This is a genomic window from Psittacicella melopsittaci, assembly GCF_003585925.1.
Classification (GTDB): Bacteria; Pseudomonadota; Gammaproteobacteria; order Enterobacterales; family Psittacicellaceae; genus Psittacicella; species Psittacicella melopsittaci.
Genome location: NZ_NRJH01000001.1, coordinates 1 through 26,985, shown reverse-complemented (window position 1 = coordinate 26,985; position 26,985 = coordinate 1). Strand labels below are relative to the sequence as shown.

At 40.4% G+C, this 26,985-nt stretch carries 13 protein-coding genes; 2 read left to right on the top strand and 11 right to left on the bottom strand.

What is annotated here, in order from left to right; all coding sequences use genetic code 11:
- Window positions 1–23 precede the first annotated feature (23 nt).
- The gene (locus tag CJP74_RS00060) at window positions 24–2,606 is read left to right on the top strand and encodes an N-6 DNA methylase (protein ID WP_119496236.1); all 2,583 of its coding nucleotides are present in this window, start codon (window positions 24–26) and stop codon (window positions 2,604–2,606) included.
- A gap of 280 nt (window positions 2,607–2,886) precedes the next feature.
- Window positions 2,887–3,180, top strand: coding sequence for a hypothetical protein (locus tag CJP74_RS07995; protein ID WP_147397024.1), 294 nt, complete (start codon window positions 2,887–2,889; stop codon window positions 3,178–3,180).
- A gap of 550 nt (window positions 3,181–3,730) precedes the next feature.
- Here the strand turns inward: CJP74_RS07995 and CJP74_RS00055 are convergent.
- From CJP74_RS00055 to traN, 11 genes are all read right to left on the bottom strand, one after another.
- Window positions 3,731–4,357, bottom strand: a complete 627-nt coding sequence (locus CJP74_RS00055; RefSeq protein WP_119496235.1) for a hypothetical protein — start codon at window positions 4,355–4,357, stop codon at window positions 3,731–3,733.
- A 2-nt stretch (window positions 4,358–4,359) separates the two neighbouring features.
- The gene (gene traD / locus CJP74_RS00050) at window positions 4,360–6,231 is read right to left on the bottom strand and encodes a conjugative transfer system coupling protein TraD (protein ID WP_119496234.1); all 1,872 of its coding nucleotides are present in this window, start codon (window positions 6,229–6,231) and stop codon (window positions 4,360–4,362) included.
- A complete protein-coding gene (locus CJP74_RS00045; RefSeq protein ID WP_119496233.1) occupies window positions 6,228–7,202 on the bottom strand; it encodes a hypothetical protein in 975 nt (324 codons plus the stop codon). Before CJP74_RS00045 ends, traD begins: the two co-directional genes overlap by 4 nt.
- Before the next feature lie 2 nt (window positions 7,203–7,204).
- Window positions 7,205–8,965, bottom strand: coding sequence for a hypothetical protein (locus tag CJP74_RS00040; RefSeq protein ID WP_119496232.1), 1,761 nt, complete (start codon window positions 8,963–8,965; stop codon window positions 7,205–7,207).
- Between the two features lie 17 nt (window positions 8,966–8,982).
- Complete coding sequence (locus CJP74_RS00035) at window positions 8,983–10,140, bottom strand: hypothetical protein (RefSeq protein WP_119496231.1); 1,158 nt, start codon at window positions 10,138–10,140, stop codon at window positions 8,983–8,985.
- Window positions 10,141–10,150: 10 nt separating this feature from the next.
- Window positions 10,151–17,191, bottom strand: coding sequence for a flotillin family protein (locus CJP74_RS00030; protein ID WP_119496230.1), 7,041 nt, complete (start codon window positions 17,189–17,191; stop codon window positions 10,151–10,153).
- Entirely contained in the window at window positions 17,191–19,704 is a 2,514-nt protein-coding gene (locus CJP74_RS00025) for a conjugal transfer protein TraG N-terminal domain-containing protein (RefSeq protein WP_119496229.1), read from the bottom strand. The genes CJP74_RS00030 and CJP74_RS00025 overlap by 1 nt, the downstream gene beginning before the upstream one ends.
- Before the next feature lie 12 nt (window positions 19,705–19,716).
- Window positions 19,717–21,063 carry a conjugal transfer protein TraH gene (locus CJP74_RS00020; protein ID WP_119496228.1) on the bottom strand — a complete coding sequence of 449 codons (1,347 nt, stop codon included), beginning with the start codon at window positions 21,061–21,063 and terminating at the stop codon, window positions 19,717–19,719.
- Window positions 21,064–22,044, bottom strand: coding sequence for a hypothetical protein (locus CJP74_RS00015; RefSeq protein WP_119496227.1), 981 nt, complete (start codon window positions 22,042–22,044; stop codon window positions 21,064–21,066).
- Window positions 22,045–22,046: 2 nt separating this feature from the next.
- A complete protein-coding gene (gene traF / locus CJP74_RS00010) occupies window positions 22,047–23,204 on the bottom strand; it encodes a conjugal transfer protein TraF (protein ID WP_119496226.1) in 1,158 nt (385 codons plus the stop codon).
- 461 nt (window positions 23,205–23,665) lie between these two features.
- Window positions 23,666–26,701 (bottom strand): conjugal transfer protein TraN, encoded by a 3,036-nt coding sequence (traN, locus tag CJP74_RS00005; protein ID WP_119496225.1) that lies wholly within the window; start codon window positions 26,699–26,701, stop codon window positions 23,666–23,668.
- Between the last annotated feature and the right edge of the window lie 284 nt (window positions 26,702–26,985).

The following is a 26,985-nucleotide window of genomic DNA, read 5'->3' as shown; positions in this document are numbered from 1 at the left end:
ATATTTAATCAAAAAGGATAAAAATGAGCCAACAATCTATATCTTCTGAAATAGTAGAATCAAGAGAAGGTTATATTTTAGATTATATTTCTAACATCTATATTAAAAGCACACCTGAAGAAATTCAGGCTACCCAACCATTTTCTCAAATTCTAGTAAATGATTATAATTATGAGAAATCTCAAATTATTACCAGACCTCAATTTTTTGTAAAAAAATCCCCATCAGATACTAGTGGTAGCTTCCCCATTGATATTGCAGTCTTTAAAACATCAGAAAAAAAAGAGAATGAGCTTTATATTATAGTTGAATGTAAACAATCTATGATAAAGGAAGGGATATCCCAGCTAAAAGACTATTTGACTCTGTCATCTGCTGAATTAGGTGTTTGGTATAATGGAAAAGATACCCCCGTTTATTTGCAAAAAATAATAACTGAAAATGGATTAGTATTTAAACAGATTCCTAATATACCTAAAAGAGGAGAAAGATTAGAAGATATTGGGTTATATAAAAGAAAAGATTTAATTGTTCCGCATAATTTAAAAGCTATTTTTAATTCATTACGTAATCATTTAGCTGGTAATGCTATTGGAACAACTAGAGATGAAGAATTAGCAAAACAATTAATTAATATTATATTTACAAAAATTTATGATGAAAAATTTACTCCTCCCAATGAAGTTGTTAAATTTAGAGCGGGGGTAAATGAATCAGAAAAAGATGTTGCCTATAGAATTAATGAATTATTTCAATCAGTAAAATCAAAATATAAAGAAGTTTTTGATACGAATGATAAAATAACTTTAGATGATCATTCTTTATATTATGTTGTTGGGCAATTACAAAACTATTGTTTAATTGATGCTGAAAGAGATGTTGTTGCTGATGCTTTTGAAACCTTTATTGGTTATGCTTTAAAAGGTCCTCAGGGACAATTCTTTACTCCTCGAAATGTGATTAAATTGATGGTTAATATTTTGAATCAAGGTATTGATGAAAAAGTCATTGATCCAGCTTGTGGTTCAGGTGGGTTTCTTGTTGAATCACTACGTTATTTATGGAATCTATTAGAGGAAGATGCAAAATATTTAGGATGGAATAACTTAGCTCTTAATGAAGAAAAACAAAAAACAGCAATGACATTAGTTCATGGAATAGAAAAAGATTCATTATTAGCTAAAGTTTCTAAAGCATATATGGCAATATTAGGAGATGGAAAAGGAGGTATTTTTTGTGAAGATAGTCTTGAATTACCGTCTCATTGGTGTATAAAAACTCAACAAAGTATACATTTAAATTCTTTTGACTGTTTACTCGCTAATCCGCCGTTTGGAAAAGATATAAAAATTAAAGGAAGAGAAAAACTAGAACAATATAAGCTAGCTAAAAAGTGGAAAAAGAATGGTAATTATTATATTGAAACAAATAAATTAAATACAGAGATGCCTCCGCAAATTCTCTTTATTGAAAGATGTTTGGATTTGCTTATTGATGGGGGAAGAATGGGGCTGATTATTCCTGAAACCTACTTTCATGCTCCAAGAGCTCAATATGTAATGGAGTTTCTGGCAAAACATAATATATTTTGCTTAATTGATTTACCTCATAATACATTTAGACCTCATAATAATGCTAAATGTATTGCTGTATTTCTTGAAAAAAACACAAAACAGCAAGATAAAATATTAATGTGTGTAGCTGAAGAAATGGGGCATGATCATCAAGGTAAAGAGATTTTTAGATGGGATTATACCAATCATAAGTCTACAAATGAACTTTGGGATGATATAAAGATCATAAACAGTGAAATTAATGAACTGAAAGAATTAAAAGGTAAAGGGGGTAATTGGACTACCTTTGTCAATAATGAAGAATTTAGTGATAATATTAGATATTCTTTTTTAGTAGATTCTAGTATTGTAAAAAAAACAAAAGTATATGTACCTCGATATTACTGGAAAGAAAAAACAAAAGAATTAGAAACTTATGCTGATAAAAAAGGAATATCTTTAATTTCTATTCAAGAATTAATTTCATCAAAAGTTATAAAACATTTTGATGGACATGGTTCACCTGAATCTGAAAATAAAGGAAAAGGAGATATTCCATATATTCGTGTAAAAGATATAGTGAATTGGGAAGTTTATAAAGACCCAACATCAAAAATTCCATATAACACATATAAAGAAATTTTTAGTGAGCAAAAAACATTACATGAATGCGATATATTATATGTGAGGAGAGGTAGCTATAGGATTGGAAGTGTTGCAATGATATCTCCTTTTGATACAGAAGTTTTATTAACTCGTGAAATTTTAGTTTTAAGAGTTCTACCTAATAATAAATATGGAATAACACCTTATTATTTATTATATTTATTAAGTCATTGGATCACACAAGAACAAGCTAAAAATAAAATATTAATAGAAACTACTTTACCTAATATAGCTGATCGTTGGAAAGAATTAAAATTGCCTATACATAATGATAGGAATAAAATTTTAGAGATCTCAAATAAAATTAAAAATGCAATGGATAGCAAATGGCAAGCTGTTAGTCAAATTCAAGAAGTTGTGAAAGAGTTAGGTGATTTAACAACTTAATAAATTATAATTATTATATCAATTAGTTTTTATTAGTTGTATATTTTGATGAGATAAGTCCTATAAAAATAAATCAAATAAACCTATATTACCACCACAAAAATCAAGGAATTAATACCTAAACAAATTTTTGTAAATTTGCTTGACAAACAAAAATAATTTGACATTACTTCAGTATTAAATTAAAACTTAAGCCATAAAAATTTTGAAGTCCCTTTATTGAATTTTTGCTTTAAGCCTTAAAAGGCTAAACAGAATTTCAATAAAGGGATTTCTTTTTATGGCACAGCATTTTCTTTTATCAGCAAACGCTCGCCACTTGTCTATTGCACAAGTGAGTGAGATGTCTGATATTGATATTTTGAAAATGCTAATCAAAGAACGTTCGCAACAAAGTGATAATCTTCATCATGTTATTTGTACTCGTTGTCAAAAATGTCATAATGATTATTTTAACGCTAGTCGTCATCAATGGCGATGCAAATATTGCCATTACTGCTTTTCCATTACCACTGACATTTTTTTCATAGCTCAAAATTATGGGGAATTATTTAAGGTTAATTATTTAAATTAGTAATCAACTAAAATCCAGATATATTAAAAACCTAAATCATCAAAGCATGAATAATTAACTAAAACAGAGTTATTATAAACATAGTGCATAGAATCTTACGAGAACTTATCTTGCATAGCTAAATCTTGTATCGAAGGATATTTCAAAGTTCAATCTTGTATAGAAGAATATTTCAAAGTTCAATCTTGTATAGAAGAATATTTCAAAGTTCAATCTCTTCAGTTTAACTATTCAATCTCAACTAATTTGTCATATAAAGGAAGAGGAAGACAAAATCTCCCTCTTAAAATAAAAACCTTCTAAAAACCTTCTAAAAACCTTCTAAAAACCTTCTAAAAACCTTCTAAGTTCATTTTATCTCAGAATTTTTCACTTTTTCTTTTCTTAACCTGCCTTTTTTGTTTTTGTTTTTTACTTTACTGAACCTACTATTTTTTCAGTTTGGTTTCAGCTTTGCTTAACTTACCATTTTGCAGTTGTGCTTTAGCTTTGCTTAACCTACCTTTTTTTTCAGTTTTGCTTTTGTTTTTGCTTTTACTTTTGTTTCTTCTTAATTAACCGTTAAAGCATTTTGCCGTACCGACACCTGAACAATTTGTCTTACCTTGTAAGTTAAAACCACTACCAGTAAATAACTTCCCCCTATATAAGTAAGACTAAGCGGATAAGGCAAAGCAAAAAGAAACATCCACAACCAACTACTAGCTCCCAGAGCATAAACATATATCCCTTTTTGCAATGGCGAAGTGTAAACTAAATAGTCTTGTTGAATTAAACGTTTAATGCGTAAGCAGTAAAAGAGCAAGCCAATTAGCGGTAAACTTAAAAGCAATATAGGTAAAAAACTCCAAGCTCTCTGTTTTAAGAGAATCAAGTATAAATCTAAAGTTAGCATAAACTCGTGAATGCGATTTTCTTGCCAACGCCCTTCTTGCAATCTTTGTGACCAAGGACGCGGATCAGCTTCTACTCCCCAAAGTTGCCAATTAGGCAAGGGTTCTATATCTCCTTGGGCAACTAAATTAGCAAACTCTTGTAGTGCAGGTCCGTGCCTAGCAAAGGCTAGAACTATTGCCTCAATTAGATGCTGACGATTGAGTGCTAAAAAACCATAAACAAACAAGCCCAACATACTACTCAAAAATAAAACTAAGAGAAAACGATAAAAATATCTCATACTCACTCCTCGGTTACTATAGGTAAACGCCCTTTAATAACCTGTCCCCCCGCTACTCGAGCTATGTACTCAAAATTTGGTAACTCAGCAAGAATATCTGGCGTCACTAAAAGGGTACTTTCATGGTTGAGAGCATCACTATAAGAGTTATTAGTAAAGGCATCATGCTGCATATAGTTACTTTGTTTTACGGTTACGCGCGTTTGACGTAAAGATTGAGCAAGGTATTTTTGTGTCTCAAAATCGGTAGTCCGCAAAGCCAACCAGTTATTAAAGTTTCCTAGCATTTGTCGGGTTTTTTCTTTATCTCCGATCCGCACATTAAAATCAGCTATAGTTTGGGTGGCAGTAAAACAGCGCAAGCCTGCTCCCCTACCTTTATTGAGAATTTGAATAAAGGCGTCATTTACTACCTCACCTGCCTCATCAATAAAAATGTTAATCGGCTTTTTAATATCCTTGTAGTTGTATATTGAACCTGCTAAAGCGGCTAAATCCGAAAGAAGTAAACTACCAATATTGCCCGATAAAGTGGCATCTGACAAACTGTCGAGGCCAATATAGAGAATATAGTTAGTACTGGTTAAACTCTGGAGATTAAACACCATTCTTTGCCCACTTACTTCAAGTTCGGGGGTAATTAACTCATTCATGGGTGGAGTAGCTAGAACTTGTAACCCAGGCAGTAAAGTGGCAAGCATTTTCCCAAGATGAGTAGAGTCATGATTATATAACTCAATTAAATTCAAAATCGCTTCTTGCTTAACTAAAGGATGATAGTTTTTTATGTAGGCACGCAGGACATTTTTTAAGGCACGAGTATCAAGGTTTTCTTGGGCAAGAATTTCAAGATACTGCGGAATGTCATAGGTTTTACAGGCATAAAGCATTACTTGAATAACTAGATCTTTTAAGCCCACGGTTAGACTCAGATAAATTTTAGCAAGGGTTATCTTGTGATTGAGTAGGGTTAAGGCATCAATTACTGTTAGCACTGTCTGATAAGAAACAGCCTTAAACGGAGCAGCATGAGCCGAGTTGGGCATTAAAGAAATTATGCGTTGGGCAAGATCCGAAGTTTTAGCATAGTTACTCAATAAATCCAGAGCAATACTTTGTTGGGCAAAAGCAGGACTAAAAGCTAAAAAACGCGTAGCCAAGTTCATGCGATAGGATGTATGCAAAGCCTTTTGGCGTAAATCGTGATCTCCTTTAGGATCGATAATTATTACACTTTCTTGACGCATAATCGCTTGCTGAATCAACAAATCAAATGCCCGAGTTTTGCCCGAACCTGTGGTTCCAACTATGAGCATATGACCATTCGTATGCTCACAATCGAGATAGAGGTTGTGTTCTTGATGCTCTAGAGCATGTAACCAAGATGACCCCATGCGCGAACTTGAAATATAACTTTGGTGTTGGGAAAGCTTGTACTTTTGTTGAATAGCTTGCTGTTTAAAACTATGCCGTGCATCCCAGTAAAAGCCCTTGCCCAACCACCATTTTTGCGGATCTAACTCTTGCTGTAAAGCAAGAGAGTTAGTTAGTAACAGAGGACGCGTGTATCTTTGTTCGAGCCATTGCCGATTAAATAAGGCTTGGGGATAAAGACTTAAACTCAAACAAAAACAAGCCAACGCAAAAAACAAACTTACCCAACTGCCTGGCAAGTAGTTAAACAAAGCCAAAATACACCCCAAGCCCCAATAACCTACACCTAGTCCCAAGGCAAGGTTAACTAATAACTGCTCATAGTTTTCGCGCCAATGAATAGACACATCTTCTTTGGCGTACCTTGCCAACAAATACTTTTGCCAAGTTTGCGGAAAAAAGTAATCTAGTCCACACTGACAATATAAATATTTTTTCATAAATGTTCCTCGCGTTGACCATAGATTTCCACGAGCAGATGCAAAATGGGCAAATCTAAAAAATAGCTATAGTTTATTTGCTGAGCTTGGGCATCATATTGCAAACTATGTTGGGGTTGATAAAGCAATTGCACTAAATAGCGTTCAACTTGACTAAGTTGCAAATACGCCCAAGTATCGGGATGTAAGTGCTCGGCTAAATAATCAAGCAAAGCTTGATAATCAAGGCTCGCTCGGGCTTTAGTTTCAGATTTAACAGCCCCAGTATAGCCACTTGCTCGTAAAGGAACAAAAGCCCCTTGCCCTAAAAAAACACTGGTGTTTTGTTCGCCATGCACTAAACCATACTGCTGTAAATAACTTTCGAGCTTGGTGGGAGAAAAATCCTGTTCGAGCTGTTTTACACTAAAGTCATATAACACCGACATTATCTCGAGCAGTAAAAAGTCCTGACTCTTTAAATGCAATTGTTGCTCTACCAAGTTTTGTTGTACAGCTCGTCCTTCAGGACTATGACACAATTCTTGCCCTAAGCGAGCAAAATCATAACGAGCGAGGTTTTTTACTGCTGGTTCTTGTGCGGGTGGGGTCATATTGTCACTAACCTTTTTACGCAAGTTATTGATGCGGCGACAACTGCTGTCTTGGTTTATTCCCTTTACCATACTTGACTCAGGCATTTGCTCAAAACTATAAAAAAGTTCATCGAGTCTTACTTGCGAAAGCTCTTGATAAGCTTTAACTGGTTGCCCCTTTTTACTAGCTTTTTTTACTGGAGGAGATTTAGTTGGCGGTTCTGGAGTTTGCCAAGTAATAGTTTCCCCACGATTCATTTTTTCCACAAACTCTTGGCGTGTGGGAATATGCACACCAGGGTTTTCTTTTTGCCACCTTACCCGCATTACATCATACAAATCCAATAAAGATTTGAGGGCATTAGGTTGGTCTAGATCTTCATCATCGTCATACATAACTAACTCTCCTGAGCTTTATTTTTTGCTAGAGCAGCAAACTTTTCAAAAAGTTGCCATTGCAACACCAAACGGGCTGCTTGCTCTTGCCAAAGATTAGAGTTTTTCTTTTGGTATAGAGAAGCGATTAAATCTAAATCTACTTCAGTAAAATCACAGTCAACAAAATCCACTTGTTGTGCCTGAGCAAATAATTGCCAAGCAGGATCCTCTTGTCCTTGCCAATGCGGGGCTACTTGCTGCCAAGTTGCCAGTTGCTTGACCATATTTGCCAAAAACAAAGATTTGTTTTGTGCCATAAACTTAGCAGGAGCAAAAGAGCCTTGCTGTACCAGATGTAAAAGATACTTACTGCGTAATTTAAAGTTGTGACTTAAAATAGCAGGATCACCGCACATATGCATTAACTCGCTGAGGTTAGATAAAGCATGAATGCGATTTAGCAAAGGACGACGTTGCAATCTTTTACTAGTTTCAAGTTGGTGTTGATAGAGCTGGTCTTTCTTTTGTCGCCAAGCTAAAATATTTCGTTCTTTGGGACTCAGAGGAACATTTGTTTGATAAGAGGTCTGACTGGCAGGAGGTGGTTTGCTCGGTTGTTGTGCTAAATAAGCAATTAGATCACTGACCTGCTCATCTTGATAGCGTTGTGCCATGCTTTCAATGTTTTGCTCTAAATCCTCAAACCACTCTTTTTCTTTATCAGCTTCGGGTAGGTTCTCTAAACTTGTCAGAGCAACTTGATTATTGGCTTGAATACGAGCTTGAATATGTTCCCGAGCCTGCTCTTTATCTATTTGTTCGTGCACTAAAGCTTGAGCTTTTTTCCAAATGGGAGTGGTGCTTTTTGTTTTAAGTTGAGCTTGCTCGTCTAGTGGACTAGCAACTGGTCTAACTCCAGAATCAGCACCAAGATCATGCCTAGACTCTACGCAATCTTCTCTAAGAGCAGATCCTGAGGCTAAATCAGAATCTCCCTTAAAAGCAGATACAGACTCCAACTCCGAACCTTGTCCAGACTCTAACTCCGAACCTCGTCCAGCCCCTAACTCCGAACCTCGTCCAGACTCTAACTCAGGCTCGCACCCAAACTCTAACTCAGGCTCTCTCCCAAACTCTAATTCAGCTTCACTCCCTGCCTCTAACTCGGCTACAAAATAAGACGATCCTACTTCTTGCCCTTGCCAATAGGCTTCGAGTTCCTCTTGAGCAAAATTAACACTTTGACAATAGTTTTCGTAATAGGCAATATCTTCAGGAGTTACAGCAAGTTCTTGCTCTACCCACTCAGGTGGCGGTTCTAGCTCTCCATACTCAGGAATCATTTCTCCCTCATAGCCTTGGTAATAAGCAAACATCTCTTCTAGCTGTTGGCTGGTATACTGCGGTATATCAGTGAGCATTTCTTGCCAGAACTCATTTGCCTCTTCAGCTTGAGCTTCGACAATCTCTTGCTTAGCAAGGGTTTGTTCTTCTAAGTTCTTAGCAGAGTTTAAGCTCGCACTTGAGCAAGCTTTTTCTTGCTCTTGAGCACTCTGGCTAGAGTTTGAGCTTGCATTGGAGCAAGACTTTTCTTGCTCTTGAGAACCTCCTTGAGCTTGACTCTGGCTAGAGTTTACCTCTGCTTGTCTCGCCCTTGTCTCTTTTTCTGTGTCTTGTCCTCTTTGCTCTAACTCTGCCTTCCCTTCCCCTTCTAGCACTTCATCATATAAAAGCTCTAGCCCTATTGGGGTATAAGAGTACTTCTCTTTTTTCTTTGCCATCTCTAGGTCTCCTCATCTTAATCATCGATACAAGAGTAAGAGGCATGGGTACCAGCTTTACTCATATACTGCTTTTTCGCTTGACTTTTAGTGGCATCCATTTGCTTATACTCTTGGCACAGTTTTTGGAGCATTTGTTTGAGAGCCAAACCACTGAGCTCTTGCCAATGCAAATCTAAATAGTCAGCTACCCAGCCCCAACGCAAGAGGTCTATGACCTCTTGATGCTTGAGGTTACGTGAAGCTAAATGCAATTGCCAAAAAGCCACTTTTTGTTGTAAATAGCAGGCAAGGTGTTGATTGCCATGCAACTGACTAGCTTGTCTTACTATTTCTTGTCCTAGAGCGTAAGAGTTAGCTGCAAATAATTGCTGACTTTCTTTAAAGATTTTTCTTAACTCTTGCGGACGCAATTGCGTTTGACAAATTTGCATAGCAGCCTTGCGTCCATACTCTAAACTTGTTTGCAACAAGTCAGTTCCTTGCTGGGAGCATATCGCAAACAAGGCTTTTTCCCAATTTGGGTAGATGCAAGTTAAATAACTTTGTAAGCCAGGAGGAAATAAAGCGTCTTTAAATACTTTGAATTTTTGGGTTAGTTCTCCCTTGCTTAAATCATTAGGCTGATGCCAGCTTAGAGGAATATAAGAGGTTAACTTGCTTTGTAAGTTAAAGTCCTCAACCCAAGTTTGTAAATCCACACCAAACTCGCTATAGCTTTTTTGGTTATAACTCAAACTAACCTTGCGACTCATTTCTAAGGCCAGAGTAATTAAATTAGCAGCTACAAAAAGAATGCCATTAGCAAAGCGTTCAATTACCGTACGAGCTTGAGTTACTTTAGGGGCATTAGCAAGATAATGCCCAAATCCTTTTTCACTAGAATAGAGAAAAAATTGATATGCCCCTAAAGTATGAGCAAACTCTCCTTTTTCCGCATAAGGTAAAGTATAGAAAAACCTTTGTGCTCGTAAGAGCATCGAATCTAGCAAGCTTACTTCGATCACCGCTTCTAGAGCCATGGTGCGACGTAAAGCTTCAAGAGGTTTGGCAACTACCTTTTGCAAATGTAAGGCAGATACGGCATATAACCTTTTACTGTCCAGATAATCAGGATTGTGTAAGGCTAAATTATCTAAAGCAAAGAAATCGAGATAAATATTTTTCTCACTCAAGGAAACCTCCTTATTCGCGTTGTACTAATACTTGACTTAAGCGCCAGTGGTAATAGTACTGAGCATAAGCTTGACTAGTTTGACTTAACTGCTGGGCAAGCTCTGCTTGCTCAGCACTGAGATGATACACACTGTAGGTGGACATATAGAGCTGGGAAAGTTGTTGTGCCGAACTTGGAGCAAAAAACTGCCAGTCCATATTTCCCACCAAACAAGCATGATAGTTTTTTAAGCGAGGGAGCAAATCAGTCCAAAAGAGATAATAGAACCTTGCTCTACTCATGAGCTGATTAACTTCGAGCTCAGGTTTTTGTTTGGCAAGATGCAAATCTAAATGGCTGACGCGATAGCGAGCAAAGTGCATGTCTACACTCAAAGGCAGTTCGCTTTTTAAGGGGACTTTAACTTCAGAAGTTAATGCCTGAGCCTGCACTTGATACATGGCTCGCGTTTGACTTGCTCTTTGGGGATAAAAAGCAAAACTCTCTTGCGGATCTTTTTCTGGCGTAAGCACTTGCAAGTACTCTTGTTGCTCTTTTCCCCAAAAATTTGTTTGCACCAGCTGAGGATCTATATAAGCATCTGCCAAAGCTTGCATAAAATGCTTATTCTCATAACCAAACTGCATAGAGTAACAAGCTTGACCAAACAAATAGCTGTAAGCTATTTGTTTCCCCTCAAAAGCATTGAGGTAAATACCAGGGGGACAATTAGTTGCATGCTCTGGCAAAGCACTTCCCATTTGCGTAAAAAACCAATCTGGTGCTAATACTTCTTGCTCTTGCTCTAAATAAGTATTAGCCAGAGACAAGTTCTCAGGCTCGAGAGTTTGTACTTGTTCGAGATAAACTCCTGAGGCTAAGAGATCTTGGCTAATTAAGCTGACAGGGGTGCGAGCTGGAACCTGCTCTTGGCTAATACCTTGGCTTGCAAGAATCTGAGCTGGACTATAAATATGAGCAAAGGCTTGAGCTATGGCTTGCTCTTCGGTAAGATCTTCTTTTACTTGCAAGCAAGCTAAACTGGTAACTAAGCCTTGTGAGTTTTGTAATTGCCAAGGGGAAGTGTCATTAGTTAAATCCAACTCTAGCTTTATTTGTTTGACTGGCGTTAGTTCTTGTAAACGTAAATAAGTAAGATAAGTATCTTCACGCAAGTCATACCAATAATGAGCTAGAGCTCTGGGCTCTATTGGCGTAGAAGTAGGATAGCTAGCTTTTACTTTTTGGGGGAAGAGGCTTTTTGCTTTGAGGAGAACTCTTTGCCAAAAGCCTTGCCGAGGTTCTGCTAGCTTGGTTGTTTTATGAGATTGAGAAGAAAGAGGTAAATTTGTTGAGGCTGAGGTTTTGTCAGGCTCGAAATTAGCTTGGGCTGTGGTTTTAGCTTGCTCTAAATCTGCTTCTGCTGGAGTTTTGCTACGCACTGAATCAGCTTCGGCTGGAGTTTGAGCACGCACTGAATCAACCTCTACTGTGGTTTTGCTACGCTCTAAATCAGCTTCGGCTGTGGTTTGAGCACGCACTGAATCAGTCTCGGCTGTGGTTTTGCTACGCATTAAATTAGCTTCGGCTGGGGTTCTGCTACGCTCTAAATTATCTTCGGCTGGGGTTTTGCTTTGCTCCAAATAAACTTCGGCTGTGGTTTGAGCACGCATTAAATTAGCTTCGGCTGAGTTTTTGTCTTGCTCCAAATTAGCTTCGGCTGGGGTTAGAGCTTGCACTAAATCAGCTTCGGCTGGGGTTTTGCTACGCTCCAAATTAACCTCGGCTGGAGTTTTAGCTTGCACTAAACCAACTTCGGCTGGAGTTTTGCTACGCTCTAAATCACCTTCGGCTGTGGTTTTGACTTGCTCTAAATTAACTTCGGCTGGAGTTTTGCTTTGCTCTAAATCAGATTCAGCTGGAGTTTGAGCTTGCATTAAATCTGCTTCGGCTGTGGTTTGAGCACGCACTGAATCAGTTTCGGCTGTGGTTTTGCTACGCATTAAATCAACTTCGGCTGTGGTTTGAACACGCTCCAAATTATCTTCAGCTGTGGTTTTGCCTTGCTCCAAATCAACTTCGGCTGGAGTTTGTGCTTGCATTAAACCAGTCTCGGCTAGAGTTTTGCTACGCTCCAAATCAGCTTCGGCTGAGGTTTTGCTACGCATTAAATCAACCTCGGCTGTGGTTTTACTACGCACTAAATCAACCTCGGCTAGAGTTTGAGCACGCATTAAATCAGTCTCGGCTAGAGTTTTGCTACGCTCCAAATCAGCTTCGGCTGTGGTTTTGCTACGCTCCAAATCAGCTTCGGCTGGAGTTTTACCTTGCTCCAAATCAACCTCGGCTGTGGTTTTGCTACGCACTAAATCAACTTCGGCTGTGGTTTTGCTACGCACTAAATCAACTTCGGCTGGGGTTTTGCTACGCACTAAATCAACCTCGGCTGTGGTTTTGCTACGCACTAAATCAACTTCGGCTGGGGTTTTGCTACGCACTAAATCAGCTTCGGCTGGAGTTTGAGCTTGCATTAAATCAGCTTCGGCTGTGGTTTGAGCACGCATAAAATCAGTCTCGGCTGGAGTTTTGCTTCGCTCTAAATCAGCTTCGGCTAGAGTTTGCTCTTGCTTATACCAACGTAACCCTTCCCGACTTAAGCCCGTACGAATTTGTGCAATCAAGCTAGGTTCTGAACCCAAGCCATAGTTTGCAACTAAACGGTCATAGTGAGGTTGTAAAACCTCAAGAGGAAGTAAATTACGCTCGTGATGAATTTTTAATAATGCGTATTTATACTGCCATTGAATGGCTGTAAAACTGAGAAGACGAGGTAAAGCTTGTGGAGTAAGGAACTGAGCTTCTAGCTCTTGCCTTAGCAAAGGTTCTTGTTTTAGTTGCTCGGCTTGGACTTTAACTAAGCAACTCACAAAGTTGGTGCGAAGCTTTTGTGGGTTAAGCCAAGCTAGCTTAGCGTAATTACGTTCTTGCCAAGCCCACCAGAGAAAGTTGTCCTTTATCCCTGCTACTTGGTGTTGAACTTGAGGAGCTTGAGCAAGGTGTTCGGCAATTCCTGCATACCTTTGCCAAAGTGAACCTTGTTCAGGTTCCTTAGTAAAGTACTTACTAACTTGAGCAAAGTCATGTTCAGGATAGAGTTGACTTACAGGCAAGCTAGCTAAATTATTTTGTTGGTACAGATAATCCACCCAGTTTTTACTAGTAAAAAAACTTCGAGCTAGACTTTTACTGCGGTGATGTACCCGGCGATAATAGCTTTGGGTTAGCTGAGCATGAATCTGAGAAAGAGAGTAGATGCCTAACTCTTGTTGCACAAAAGCACGAGGAGCTTGCTCTCTTAAACTCCAATCTTGCTCTAACTTAGCTCGCTTTCTTTGCCACCAAAGAAAGTATGCCCAAATTTGCTGGGGGCAAAGTTGTTGCTCGGCACAATAAGCAAAGGGTTCGAGTTTTTGCGGATCGTAGACGAGCCATTGACAAGGTAAAGAAAGTAGTTGGCTGTGGCTATCTTGCCAACTTAAACAAGCTAGATGCTCTCCCCGAGCTAAGCTAATTTGCTTGGCTTTAAGAAAACGCAGTAAAAGCTTGCGATAGAGAAAAAAGTCTTGATAAAGTTGTTGCCAAGCTAACAGATCTATGTTCAAGGGAGCAAGCTGAGCATATAACTGCGTACCTTGCCATGCTTGCCAAGCCTTGAGGTCTATATCTTGCCTTACTTGTTCTTTTTGCCAAGCTTGGCAAAGTTGAGCACTATTAAAGACCTTATCCCAATCAAGTAACTGGCGTAAAACTTGTTGGCTTTGCTCACGTGCCCAAGCTTTGCGTTGCTCTTGCCAAGTATGCCGTTGCGTAAAGGGCATAGTGTTTTGGTTAGGCTCGGGCAAGCTTGGGCTCGTAAAGGTCAAGGTTATATCTTGCTTTTGCCAAGCAATTGTCAGTTCATTACAGTAGTTTTCCAACCAACTTGTAAAGTTACTGGGAAAAATAGCCTCAAGATATTGCATTAAATAAAACAACAACTTTTGTTCTAAACTTTCAGTCTCTGGTTTGGCAAAGAACTTTTGTCCCCATGCCGACCAAGAACAAACTCTTTTCTCTTGCTCTAAAGCACTTAGTAAAAGTTGAGCTTGCCAAGGATCGCGCCCTAGCTCTTGCAGTTTTTGTATAAGATGTACCCAAGTAATAAAACTGGGCTTAACCTGCTCGAGACTAAAATGCTTTATCCTTGCTAGTTGCCAAAGATGTTGGCTTTGTTGGAGCATGGCAAGCGGAGCTTGCCAAGCTCTGTACTTTACCTCAAAGGAACTAGCAACCTGACTGAGATGAATATACTGAGGAAAGTATTGCGGATAGCTATGCGCCAGCTTAAAGTCTAGCCAGCGTAACACTAAACTAGGTAATGGCGTTAAAGGCACTGAGGCAGTACTAGTAAAAAAGTCCTCTTGATAGAGAATAGTTTTACCTGCCATTAGCTCAGGGGAACAATGGGAAAGAGCATAGCTGGTGTATTTGCCTTGCTTGCAAGGTAAACTAATTCCTTGTTCGAGTTGGTTAATTACCTCTTGCCAGCTTACTTGTCCTGAAGAAGATTGAGATGCTTTTTTCCCTTGGAGTAACTGGGCTAAAGCCAAATTAAACAACTCGAGAGGCTCATAAGCAAGAGCTTGGGCTAGGTTTACTTTGGCTGGGCTGTAAAGCTGTGGTTTTACTTTGTGAAAAAGCTCTAATAACTCTAAGCCCAAGAGGGCAAACTCTTGGTTATAGGCAGAACTTAACTGCAAGTTCTTGTGGGCACGCTGGGAATCTGCAAGAAAATGCTGTTGCCAAGTGGTACTGAGCCAAGGCGTTTTGCCAAGTACAACCCAAGTAGCCTGAGATTGCAATTGTTGGGCAAAGTCTTGTTGCCAAGCTTGTTGTTTAAGCAGTTGCTTGAACCTATCCCACACAGCAATAAAGTTTTGTGCAAGTTGAGGATAAGGGCAAGCTGCTAATAACTCGGGAAACAAGGCTAATAAACTTGCACTTGGTAAGTAGACTTCGACTTGTCCCCAAGCGGGTACGAGATGACTAGATTCAAGTTGTTGCCAGAGTTGGGGCATGAAGCAAGTGGCACTAAGAGAGTTTTGCAGTTCGTGCTGAGTATATGGACAGGCTAGGGGCGAAGATAAATGATCTTGCTCTGTCTTGTCTTTACTTAGGGTCGAGTACTCTGGCCAGTTTTTGCGTTGTAAACTAAAATCTAAAGCTAAATCCTGATAAGCAATGCCATGCGCTTTTAAATAGTTAACCACTCTTTGCCCAATGCTCGTGCCCCAATTTACATAAAACAAAGGCGTTTGCCAAAGCTCTTGGCTCAACTCTTCTTGATGCGAAAAAACCTGAGCAAGGTTTTGTGGAGCTAAGCAAGAGCTGAGAGTTTTTAAATAGGCTTGCTCTTGACTCTGATATAGTTCAGCTAAAAGCAAGGGAACTAGCTCTTGAGCATAATCGGTGAGCAACTGAGTTACTAAAGTATCTAAATAGAGTTCTTGACTGAGATGCCAGTGCCAAGTGCGAGCTGGGGCTTGAGGATGTAACCAATCTTGCTCCTCTTGCTCAGGGAGAAGTAATTGCCCTTGCCACCAATGTAGTTTGAGTTGCTGCGGGACAAAGTCTAGAGGCAACTCTTGCCAGATGGTAAGGTCTAGGAGATCAGGCACTCGAGCGGTTATTATGAGTTTATTGCTTTGCTGTTGTTGCCATCTTTCCAATACTTGGTAAACCTGTTGCCAATGGGCTTGTTGATGCCCTAGCCAAGTTTGCTGTTTTATTTGCAATAAAAGTTGGACACGAGGATCTTGCTCCGACAATTGCGCTTTGCCAGCAAAAGTCTTGCCTTGGCTTGGGTTCGTTGTTAGAGGTTCAGCTTGTACTTGGGATTGGCTTGGTGCCTTGAGTTTTGGGTTGTTTACTTGTTCGAGCTCAGGCTCGCTTGAGTTATTTAGTTTGAGTTCTGTTTTTTCTTGGGGTTCGAGTTCGAAGTCAGTTTTTTCTTGCGGTTCGAGTTTGAGTTCAGTTTTTCCTTTAGGTTCAAGTTCAAACTCGGTTTTTTCTTGGGGTTCGAGTTTGAGCTCGGTTTTTTCTTGGGGTTCGAGTTTGAGCTCTGCTTTTATTTTCCTTTCTCCTTCACCTTGCCTTTCTTGCTCAGGCTTATCTTGCCTTGTTTCCTGCGTTGGCACTGAGCTATAGCAATAGAGATTGACCACTTGCTGGTTATACTCTAATGCCAAGAGGTTGCCTAGCGTTTGATGGGCAAGAGCTAGTTCACTGGGAGCTAAAGTCGCTAAATTAAAACTTGGCAAGAGATTAAAACGCAAAGCTCGCATTTGTCCCCAGCTAGGTAAGGCAAGAAGTTCAAGTTGAGCAGGAACCGCGGGTAAATACTCTTGTCCCAGAGGTAAATAAGCAGGAAGTAAATAGCCAGGTTGAGCTTCACTCACTTGGGCAAGAAGTTGTTTTGCTTTGTAGCCAAGGAGATTGGCTTGTTGAGCATATACCTCTTGCCAAAAGCGATTAGCTTCTCTGGCGTCCCAGTTTTCTACTCTAAAAGGCATGCCTTGTGCGCTTAGGAGTTCTTGCACTTGTACAAGTTCTTGCTTTCTAACAAAAACTACTAGCTTAGCTGGAATCTGCTTAAAACTTGCAAGTTGTTCGGCTAAACAAATTACTTGCTCCGAGCTATCAAAGCTATTCTCTAACTCTTGCTCTCCTACTCTACAAAGCACTTGCTCGGGGGTTAAAAGTTGATACCAAGTTAGATCCTTGAGGTTCCCTTGTACCCTAAAAGCCTGACTTGAGTAATAGCAACTTAAATAAGCATAAACGGCTTGGCGTTGCTCTTGCTTGAGGTAAACCCTTAAAGAAAAAGAACAAGTAACGAGCACAGCAGCAATAATTTTAGGCAGTTGCCTTTCAAGGGGAAGCTGTTCAGGGAGAATAAACAAGGTTGCCCTTGCCTCATCCCAAGTATGAGGCAAGGTACCTGTGAGAGTTTGCCAAGTACTTTTAAACATTATTTTCTTCCTCGCTTAGCAGTATTCTCTGCTGAGGTTTGGTTAACATAATAAACACTGTTATCAGAAGCAGGGGGAGCTTGCGGTTTAGTTTGGGCTTGGGCTCCTACTTCACTTTGTCCTTGCCAAACTTGACTAAAGGTTTGCGAAGTTTGCTCGTAAAGGTTGCTTGCTTGACGAATTGCCGTAAGCATTTGCCCAGTTGGCGCTTGCCCATTCAGAGCGGTATAAAGAGCTACGGCACGATAATACTCCCCTTGCTCTGAGCGATCAGCAAAGATTGCCTGTAGGTTGGCAGCCTGTTGTCTTTGTTGGCTATCTGGTACCAGTTGACGTAATGCTTGTTGATTTGCCAGAGCGGTATGTGCCAAACTCGCGTTACTTGCCACTAACTCTTGCACAAAGGCAGCCGCTTGCGGACTTTGGCTCAGGTTTTGGGCAAGAGATAGCACCGAAAGATTTTGATTAGCTCCAAGGCGGTCAAGCGTTTGTTGCAAGTTTTGCGCTTGTTGAGCATATTGACTGCTGGTATCGGTCAAATAGGTTTGTCCATGACTTGCTTGCGTGCGAGACTCTTGTCCTTGATTAGCACTAGTGCCCGAACTAGTTTGACTTTGAGAAGTAGTAGTTTGTCCTGTGCTTTGTTCTTGGCGTTTACTCAGGTTGTTAGTATTTGTCTCAACACTTGTATGTGCAGTTGCCTTGCTTCCAACTTGACTCATGCCTGCACTTACGCCACCTTTGCCGCCACTACCGCCACCCATGCTCCCTAGACCCGCTCCGCCACTTAAGCCCAGATTATTGCTGGTTGTATGACTCGTACTCGAACTATAGCCCGAGTTAGAGCCTAGGGTAGTTTGTTGGCTCATACTCTCTTGTTTATTGCTACTTTCTTGATAGAGCGAGCCTTGCCCTTGCTCTTGATAGCTGTAACTACTCGCCGTTTGACTAAAGTTTTGCGATTGGCTACTGCTAGTTTGTAAACTGGAGCGTGACATTTGCGTTAAGGTCTCTTGGGCATTTTGTAATAACGTGCGTGAGCTCTCTATACCAATGACCCCAACGGCAGCTTGAGCCCCAGATCTATGTGTTCCTTCATAAGCACTCGAGGTATAACTTGAGCTCGCTTGTACTACGGGAGCACTTTGCACTACACTTGGGGTTAAAGTTGCCGAGGCACTAGGTACGGCTGGGGCAAGTTTACTTGCCAAGCTCGTAGCCGCAACGGCACCACCGTAAACGAGAAAGAGAGCTAGACTGCCAACCGAAGATAAAAGCATACCTGAAGTAGACAAGTAGGCTTCGAGCTTTTGATTGAACAGAGTTATACCCCAAAAACTGTCTACGGCGATATAAGAGTTTTCTAACTCGAGCATTGAGCGACTTATACTCTGTTGGTAATATAGGTTGATTACACTAATAATGGGTTGCCACATTTGTAACCATACCAAAAGCATAATAAACTTACCGAGCATGCGATAACCAAATTGCCCTAGCATGAGTAATAAAAAAACAAAAGGGACTATGGCATAGAAAAAGCCTTCTAAAAACGTGAGTAAGGGTTTTACGGTATTCGTAAAAATATTCCCTTGTAAACTCCATTGACTATAGAGGTCGGCTAGACTTTGGCTGAGTACAGCTGCCCCTAGATTAGTGTAATCAGGTTGTTGTGCCATAATTTGTGCCATAGAAAGAGCCATAATGTATTTTTGTGCATCGAGATGACCATTTGACAAGCTGGTAATATCGCGATTTAAGCTGGTCAGATTATAGCTTTTCTGGCGATCTTGCCGACTTAAGCTCCGGCTTAGATCTAGCGTTTGTTGTTTGAGGTAATTAAAGGCTGCATTGCAACTGAGCACTTGTTCGCGTCCGTCGTTATTGCGAATTCGCACATAATAAATTTCCGAATTAAGACGCAAAGCTTCAGGCAGGCTTTTGCCTAGCAAGCTTGCTAAATTTTGTGCTCCTTGGGCATTACTTGGTAAATCAAGGGCAACATTAGTGCAATGTTCGAGATATTGATTCCAACTATAGTACAAATGCGGTTTTTTCCCGCTACTGAGCATGGACTCTAACACCCGAGCTCGCAGTTGTAAAAGTTGCTCAAAACTTTGGGTTACGGCGGGGGTAGTTGAGTTAGCTTGCGGAGTGGTAAAAGCTTGCTCCATTATCTGTGCCATTTGCTTGCCCATGCTGCTAGTAAAACTAGCAAAAACTGCCAAGCCAATGGGTACGCCTGCCACTTGTCGACTCAGTAAACTCTCGCGATCGTGTAGATTAACTACTACACGCGGCACAAATAAAGCACTTAACAGCATCCAGCTAATAGCTAAATACTGTACTTGCATAAATGAGTTTTGTAACACCGCATTAATGCCCAGATGTAACACACTTAAAAGCAAGAAGATTTTGGCAGCTACCCAAATACTATCTCCCGCAAAGATCATGGCTATGCCATTGAGGATTGCTCCTAAGAACCTTACATCGCCAATTACATAAATATCCCACATAAAAACTCCTCGTTATTTCGGGGTAATACGCCCATAATGCGGATTAAGTTGCAGTTGCAAGTTATTGTAGTACTCGACTACGGCTTTAGGATCTGCTAATTCTGAGTAAGTAGCAATTACATCGGCATAGGCTTGGTAACTGCGTTGTACTACTTCGAGCAAGCGTTGGTAAGCAGGGTTTTGGTTCATAACTTCCATGGCCGTAATTACCACCCTAAAAGTGTACTCTATTTCTTGTACGGCATACTTGTAGGCAATATAGCTGGCAGCATAGTTAACAAAATCACGGGCAGCAGCTGGACTTTGTAAAGCTAGGGTTTTAATTTGGCTATTAATTCCCTCACCAATTAGTAAAAGTTGGCGTTTTTGACTTGCACTTAAACTACCCCGATTACTTTCGTACATGCCTATTACCCCTTGCCCATAAAAGTCAGGGCTATTTTCTGCTCCGCCAAGGTAGAGTTTTTTAACTTGTTGGGCAATACTTTCTTGGCTCACGGTAACTATTTTTAAGTTCTCGCATTTACTGTCACTACAAGCATATTGGGAAATAGCTCCGCCATTGAGCACTTGACTAAAAGAAATTAATTGCCCTGCATAAACCTTGAGGTTGTCTTCGCTAGTTTTTCCCTTGGCTTGCGGTAAGGCAATTACCGTTCCCGTTAAGGAAATCATGCTAAGAATTTTTTCTTGACTAAACTCGTTTTTGTAAACTTTTCGCATGGCTTGCATAAGTAAATTGCCATAAAAGTTTTGTTTAACTTTATTGTCTTTGATTACCTCTTGTTTAGCTTGTACTGCTTGCCCAGAAAAACTAGCAAAACTATCCCCAAAGCCTTTGATATTGGCCATGAGGCTGAGTTTATTGTTCGTAGAGCCAGTTATGGCCGAAACTGTATCGTTAACTATCCCTTGTGCCAAAGCACAAGAGTTGCCTAGGTACTGATTGAGCATTTGTACTTTGCGTTGTAAGGACTCGGTAACTTGACTGCAAGTAGGGCAAACATGGGTTAAAGCTAGATTAAAGCTATAGCCCACGGCATTTGAGGCAATGGACTTTAAGAGCAAATTGAATTGCTCTTTACTAATAAAACTCAGGCTTCCGCCATAGAGGTCTATGCCCCCACAGCCAGCATTTATATAAGGGGCATCAAAGTTGATTAATTGGGTATTAAACAGTTGATTGCGGAGCATAAAACTGCCTCCGTAATAGACATTGCGATCTAGGGCTTGAATGCGGGCGGGGTTGGTGGTATTGCTAGTACTATTGAGATGGCGATTTAAGGAGTTGTTAAAGTTATTGGCAAGGGCTCCTAAACTCAGAGCCCACAATGAACAACAAAAAAGAGTTTTATACATTTATTTAACCTCCTCTAACTCTGCGGACAAGGCTAGGAGATCAACCTTTTGTCCTTGCCCTAAGAGAATTTTTACTTGTGAGGCGCCTAAGAGGCCTTGGTTATAAAGAAAATCGAGCAAGATAATTTCCAGGGCTTGAGTATAAAAAACTTGCATTTGTCCTTGGTAAGAACGCATGCCGAGTGAGCGTTTGTAAAATTGCGGATTATAGCTTTGTTGGGCTTGCCCTAATTGCACTTGCAGTTTATCGAGTCTTCCCCAAGCAGGGCTTGCCTCGGCAACTAATTCGAACTTACAGCCCAGAGCTTGAGCTTGACTCTGGATCTCTTGCACTAAAGCTATTTGTTCGCGCTCTACTTTACCTTGCCAACTTAAATGCACATGTTGGCAGGCTTTTTCTAATACAGCTTGGCGTAGAGCTTGCTCAATTAAGCCTAACGAGGTTAAACGTACTAGCTCAGGTTGCTCATCTAAATAAGCACTTGCCCAGAGCAGATACCAAGTACGTATAAGATCGTCTAGAGCCAGACTACGCATACTTGCCTCAAAGTAACTTGGCAAATGGGTAATAAGCCAAGTTTGTTCGAGGACAGGCGGTAAGGAAGCAAGCTCTTGACTTGGGCTAGGATGCTTATCTAGTACTTGCGCTTGCAGTTGCCAATTAAAGTAGTACCAAGAAAATATCTTATACAAAGCAAAGTGCTGAGCTTGAGGATCTTGCTCTTGCACCCAGCTTTGCCAAAGCTGAGTTTGCTTGGCAATTTTAGGTTCAAGTTGGCTAAGAAGTGTTAGCTCTACCTGACGTTGCTGATAATACTCAGCTAAAAGTTGACGCTCTTGCTCTACACTCAGCAACAAAGGGGAGTTAACTAAAACAAACTCTTGGGGTTGGCTTGCCCAAAGGTAGTAAAGATTGCCAGGATGAGCTAGAGCTTTAGTGCTCAGGAGTATTAGGAGAAAAAATATACGCAGGTGCTTCATAATTACTCTCGCTGTAATAGAGTACGGTTAATAAACTCACTTACTTTAGCTGGGTCTTGTAAGCGTTCGCTCATAATTCCCCGTGCCAAATTAAACTGCTCGCGACTAATGAACTGCTGTTTATAGAGGTAGTGCACAATGCGCATTTCAAATTCTTGTAAATCCGTAGCTCCTTCGACTAAGAAAACTCCCCCAGTGGGGCTAAAGAGATTAACCGTAGGTACCATTTCGATTGGGGCGGAGTTAATAAACTCATTGATTCTTTTTAGATCGGTCATATGCCAGTATTGGGCAAGCTCGGGATAGACTTGGGCATTTACTTCGTAAATTTGCACTTTAATGCCCAGATTCGAGGCAGCCTTGGCTGCCAAGGCCGTAAAGTTCCTGCTTTCATAGTCACCTGAAATAGTAAAGATCATGGTTAACTGGGCTGCATGGGTACGAATTAACTCACGACGAATTTGAGCAGCTAGTTGCTCGCGATATTGGCGGGCAACGGCATTTTGCGGAAATACGGCATTGTTATCTAAAATGGCATTACCTTGGGTTACCAGTTGCGCTTGCTCACTAAACACCGAAGCTTGCTGGGAAGCGTAGGTTTGTAAGTACAAGTAAGCAAGAACATTTTCTTGGCTAGGATTGTCCATAGCAAACTCGAGGTATTTTGGTAAATTGGTGCGTAACCAAGCGACGCTTATTTGTTCGGGAACTGGGGGTAGTTGCTCCAAGGTCATTTTGCCTTGGGGAAGAGCTTGAGGGAGTTCGCTTAAGGGCTTATCTTCTTCGAGTTCCCAGTTGTAGTAGAACCAACCTTGATCTTGCGGTTGATAAGAAAAGTTATTGCCATTTGGTTGGGGTGGCACATAAGGATAACCTGGGGCATAGCCGTATCCTGGAGGATAGGCATAGCCTGGAGAAAAAAGGTAGCCAGGTGGCAAAGCGTACCCTTGCGGGTAAGTATGGCTAGGCGGATACGCATAGCCCTGAGGGTAGCCATAACCTTGAGGATAAGGCTGACCTGGCAAGTAGGCATTGCCTTGCGGGTAAGCGTACCCTGGAGGAGAGACAAGGCCTGGAGGAGAGATAAGGTTAGCAGCTGGGGGTGTTTGTCCCCAAGCTAGACTGCTTATTAGAAAAAAAAGAGAAAAAAGGTATTTCATGTGCTCCTCTCTTATCCTCACTAAGAAGAGTGAGGCTTAGAGAAAGTTGTTTATTGAGAGTTTTTAAGTTCTGGTTGTGGTATAAGCCAGAAGTGTTTTTTGTTTTTCTGGTTGTATCAACCAGAAGAATTTTGTAATTCTGGCTGTTATGTTGGATTAGGCAAAAGAGTTTTTTATTTTGGCTTTTGCCTGTTTAATCTTTTACTTTTTGTCCTTCTGCTGATTTGCTCAGAAGGATTTTTTGTTTTTTGTCCTTCTGCTTGTATTTTTGCTAGAAGGATTTTTTTGTTTTTTGTCCTTATGCTTGTGGTTTAGCTAGAAGGATTTTTTGTTTTTTGTCCTTCTACTTGTAGTTTTACTAGAAGGATTTTTTTGTTCTTTGCCTCTTGGGCTTAATTTAACTTGCTTACACATGGGGAACTCGAGTTAGTGTTTTCTCTCGCTCCCCAGCTTCTCTAGGTTTACGGACGTTGGTTAATTAAAAACTCTATCGCCCGACTCACAAAGGCATCTAGGGTTAAATTAGTGCCTAAATGGGAAAGACGATCGGAGTTTCTTTGTCCTGCCTCACGTTGATCGTAAATTCCTTGTTGCGTAGTACGACTTAAGAGAGTACGTTGATCTGCAAGTTTTGCTCCTAAGGCTGCAAACTCTGGGTTAGCCAGCATTATGCCAATCCATTCATCGAGATTGATTTTGTCCCAATCTACTTTTTCTAGTTCGGCATCAGTAAGAGGGGCACAATTAGGTACTTGAGCACTACCAAAACCTAAATTTAATTGAGCACGAATTTGCTCTTGGAGAATGCGGGCTAAAGGACTAGAGTAACAGCAACTGGTAGTGGTAGTTTGAATACACGAACCCATAATGCGTTGACTGCAGTAAGTACCTACAGTGGTACACGAACGCAGTTTACGTTTATTGGCTAGTTCTACTTCTCTTTCCTCGCAAGCGTAAGCTAACTCCATGGAGTTTTTGACAAAGGTGTAGGAAGTGTAAACAAACATGGCATAGTTAAAAGCTTGCGTTACTTTAGGGTTAATAGTTACATTAGCACCTTGAGTAGTAAAAACGCGTCCTGCTACTTCAGCCCCCAGATTGTCTTTTATCCAAGCGTAAACGCCGTTTAATAGTCTTTGCATGAACTTCACTTGCTGTTGACTCAGAGGTTGTTGTGGTGCAGTAGCCAAAGTAGTACTTGTAGCTGCACTATTACCCACAAAATTCTCATAAAGCGAAGTGAGGTTGTTTTTACTAAACTGGTAGGCTTTACTAAAGCCTTGGTTTACTAGATCCCCTAAATTTGACCAAGAGCCAAGAGGATTTTCATAACCAAAAGAGCGCGAAGCATACTCATTGAGTTGAGTTAACTTAAATCCCAAACTCAAATAGTCATTGAGTGAGGCTTGGGTTGGTAAATTACAACAATCAACCAAGCCCTTGCCACTACAGCGACAGCTGTGTGCCTTGCCCGCAAAGAGCCTACAAACGCCTGTGCGTGGATCACAAGAAGTTTCTTCTTGTAAACCCGTAAGTAGAGAAAATGAGGCTAAAGCCTTGCTTACATCATGGGCTTGGGTTAAGCGATCACAGCCTATATCACCAGGAGAACAAGTGTATTTGGCACATTTACTTTGAGTTTTAACTACCGAGGTAGTAAAGCTTTGCTGTTGCCAACAGCGATAGCTTATTAGGTCATTATCTTGTTGGCTAATTTGGCAGTTTTTATGCAGAGAAACTACCTTACCTGTGCCTGAGCTCGAACTTGGTTTACTCAAATAGTCTTCGAGCTTAAAAGTAGCACTGGCAGCTTGAGCTTTAGGTTTTTTACTGGCGTTGGCGTAAACTATAAAGCTCGGGCAATTTCTTCCCATGGCACATACTTCAGTACGCCAGATGCGGTAATTTTTTTGTAGCTCCTCTACATTTACTTCCAGAGGACAATTGTCATAAGCGGTATTGCTCACTACTCCTTGGGCACAATTAGCTTGGCGCGTTATCTTACTACACTGGTACTCGTAGGTATAACCAACAATTCCTCTAACTCTTTGCCCTTTATTGGCATAGTTCTTTTCTATTTGAGCATATTGCAAGTTATACGGATCTTGTTCTTGTGCTACTACTTGATTAGTTTGGTAAATAGACGTAGTTTGTTTTAACTGGCATTTGCCCTGTGGATTGTCTTTGAGAGCTTGAGCTAAGGCATCTTTACAACTAGCTTTAACTTGCGTTGGGTATTGCCAAGTGATTTCGATTTGCTCACAAAAAGCATTGGCTTCGAGATATGGGTTGTAAGGATTAGCTATCCGACAATAGGTTTTGCCATTAATTTTTACGCAAGATTTTTTATCTGTAGGTAAAGCAACTGGTTTAACTAAACAACGCGCTGTATAAAGTTTTGTGCTAGCTACTAAAGGCACTTGGGCGAGATTTTGCGGCGTAACTTGACGTGCCATGCCCGTGAGCATAAGCCATGCTGGGACAATATTTAGTGAAGCTAGATGGGTTGTCTCGTTTAACTGCCCACGTTTAAACTCTTGGGTTAATCTTTGCCATGGACAGGATTCAAGGTTCCAATCTATGTGCGTGGGTTTTAAGTCACGCGTAAAGTAACCTCGTACTTCTAAAGTTACATCTTGATTTCTATTTCGTGTTATACGTTTAGTGAGTTTTAGGCTCAGAGTTTTACTGCGAGCTTGATAATGTTCACTTACATCAATTTCGTTTTGCTTTAGTTGCTGTCCTTGGTAAATCACAGGAACATCTCCCTCGACAAGGCGGACAGTGAAACGCATTTTTTCTAGGGCATGTAACACTACCAAGCTTTGTTCATAAAAGCGAGCTTTGCCTGTGAGCGTAATTTGCGTACTAAAGCAATTTTTGCCACAGGATTTATTATTCTTAGCAAAGGCTGGGGTTTGCTCTATATCCCCAGTGCCTGTATTACTCCCTTGCCAAGTAGGACGTACTATGCATTTACCTACAATAATGCGCGGTTGCGTACAAGAAACCTGACTATTAGTTTGTTTAAAGCAAGGCTTGCTAACTTGGGCGGTTTGCCCAGGTTCTAAGCCTGAGGTAAGCTCTGGGGTAATTTGCAGATTTGGCATTTGGGCAAGACTGCGTGAAGCTATTCCCGAAGCCTGTTCGGCATAGTCTTTGCTAGCATCCCAAGTAGCTTGTTGACTAGGATCAACTATAGTTGGCGGAGCTTGGAGCATACTTGCTACTAGCTTAACCAGTTGCTGTTGTTGGGCACTTGTGAGCTTAGCAAAATTAAAATCTTGCAAGTTTTGCCAATTGAGTTGAGTAATTAACTGCATGAATTTAGGATCGTTACGCAAAGCTAAATAGCTTTGATACTCGGGAGAGTTAGGATTATTTCCCGCTTGTAAGATCTTTTGGGCTTGAGCTGTGGGGTTAGCTTGTACTCCCGTTAAAAGCAAACACCCGATACTTAGCCCCCAAAATAATTGTTTGAGCCAAGATAAACGCATAGATTTTTTTTCTTAAAAAAAAATAGAATTGAGTAAAACTACGAGCAAAAAACCTGCTCACAACCAAAGTTATTTTTTTAATATGCTATCGAGGTGTAGTTAAGCTTTTAACTCAGCAAAAGTATTGCGAGAAACAGCTCAAATCTAGAGTTAATTTATCGAGATAAGGTAGGTTTTTTACTTAGGTAAACAAAGTCAGATTGCTCTTAAGGCAGAGGTTAAGCCTTATGCCTACTGCTGTTAAGCATAGCTAATCTAAGCTAAGCTAAGCAAAACAAAGCAAA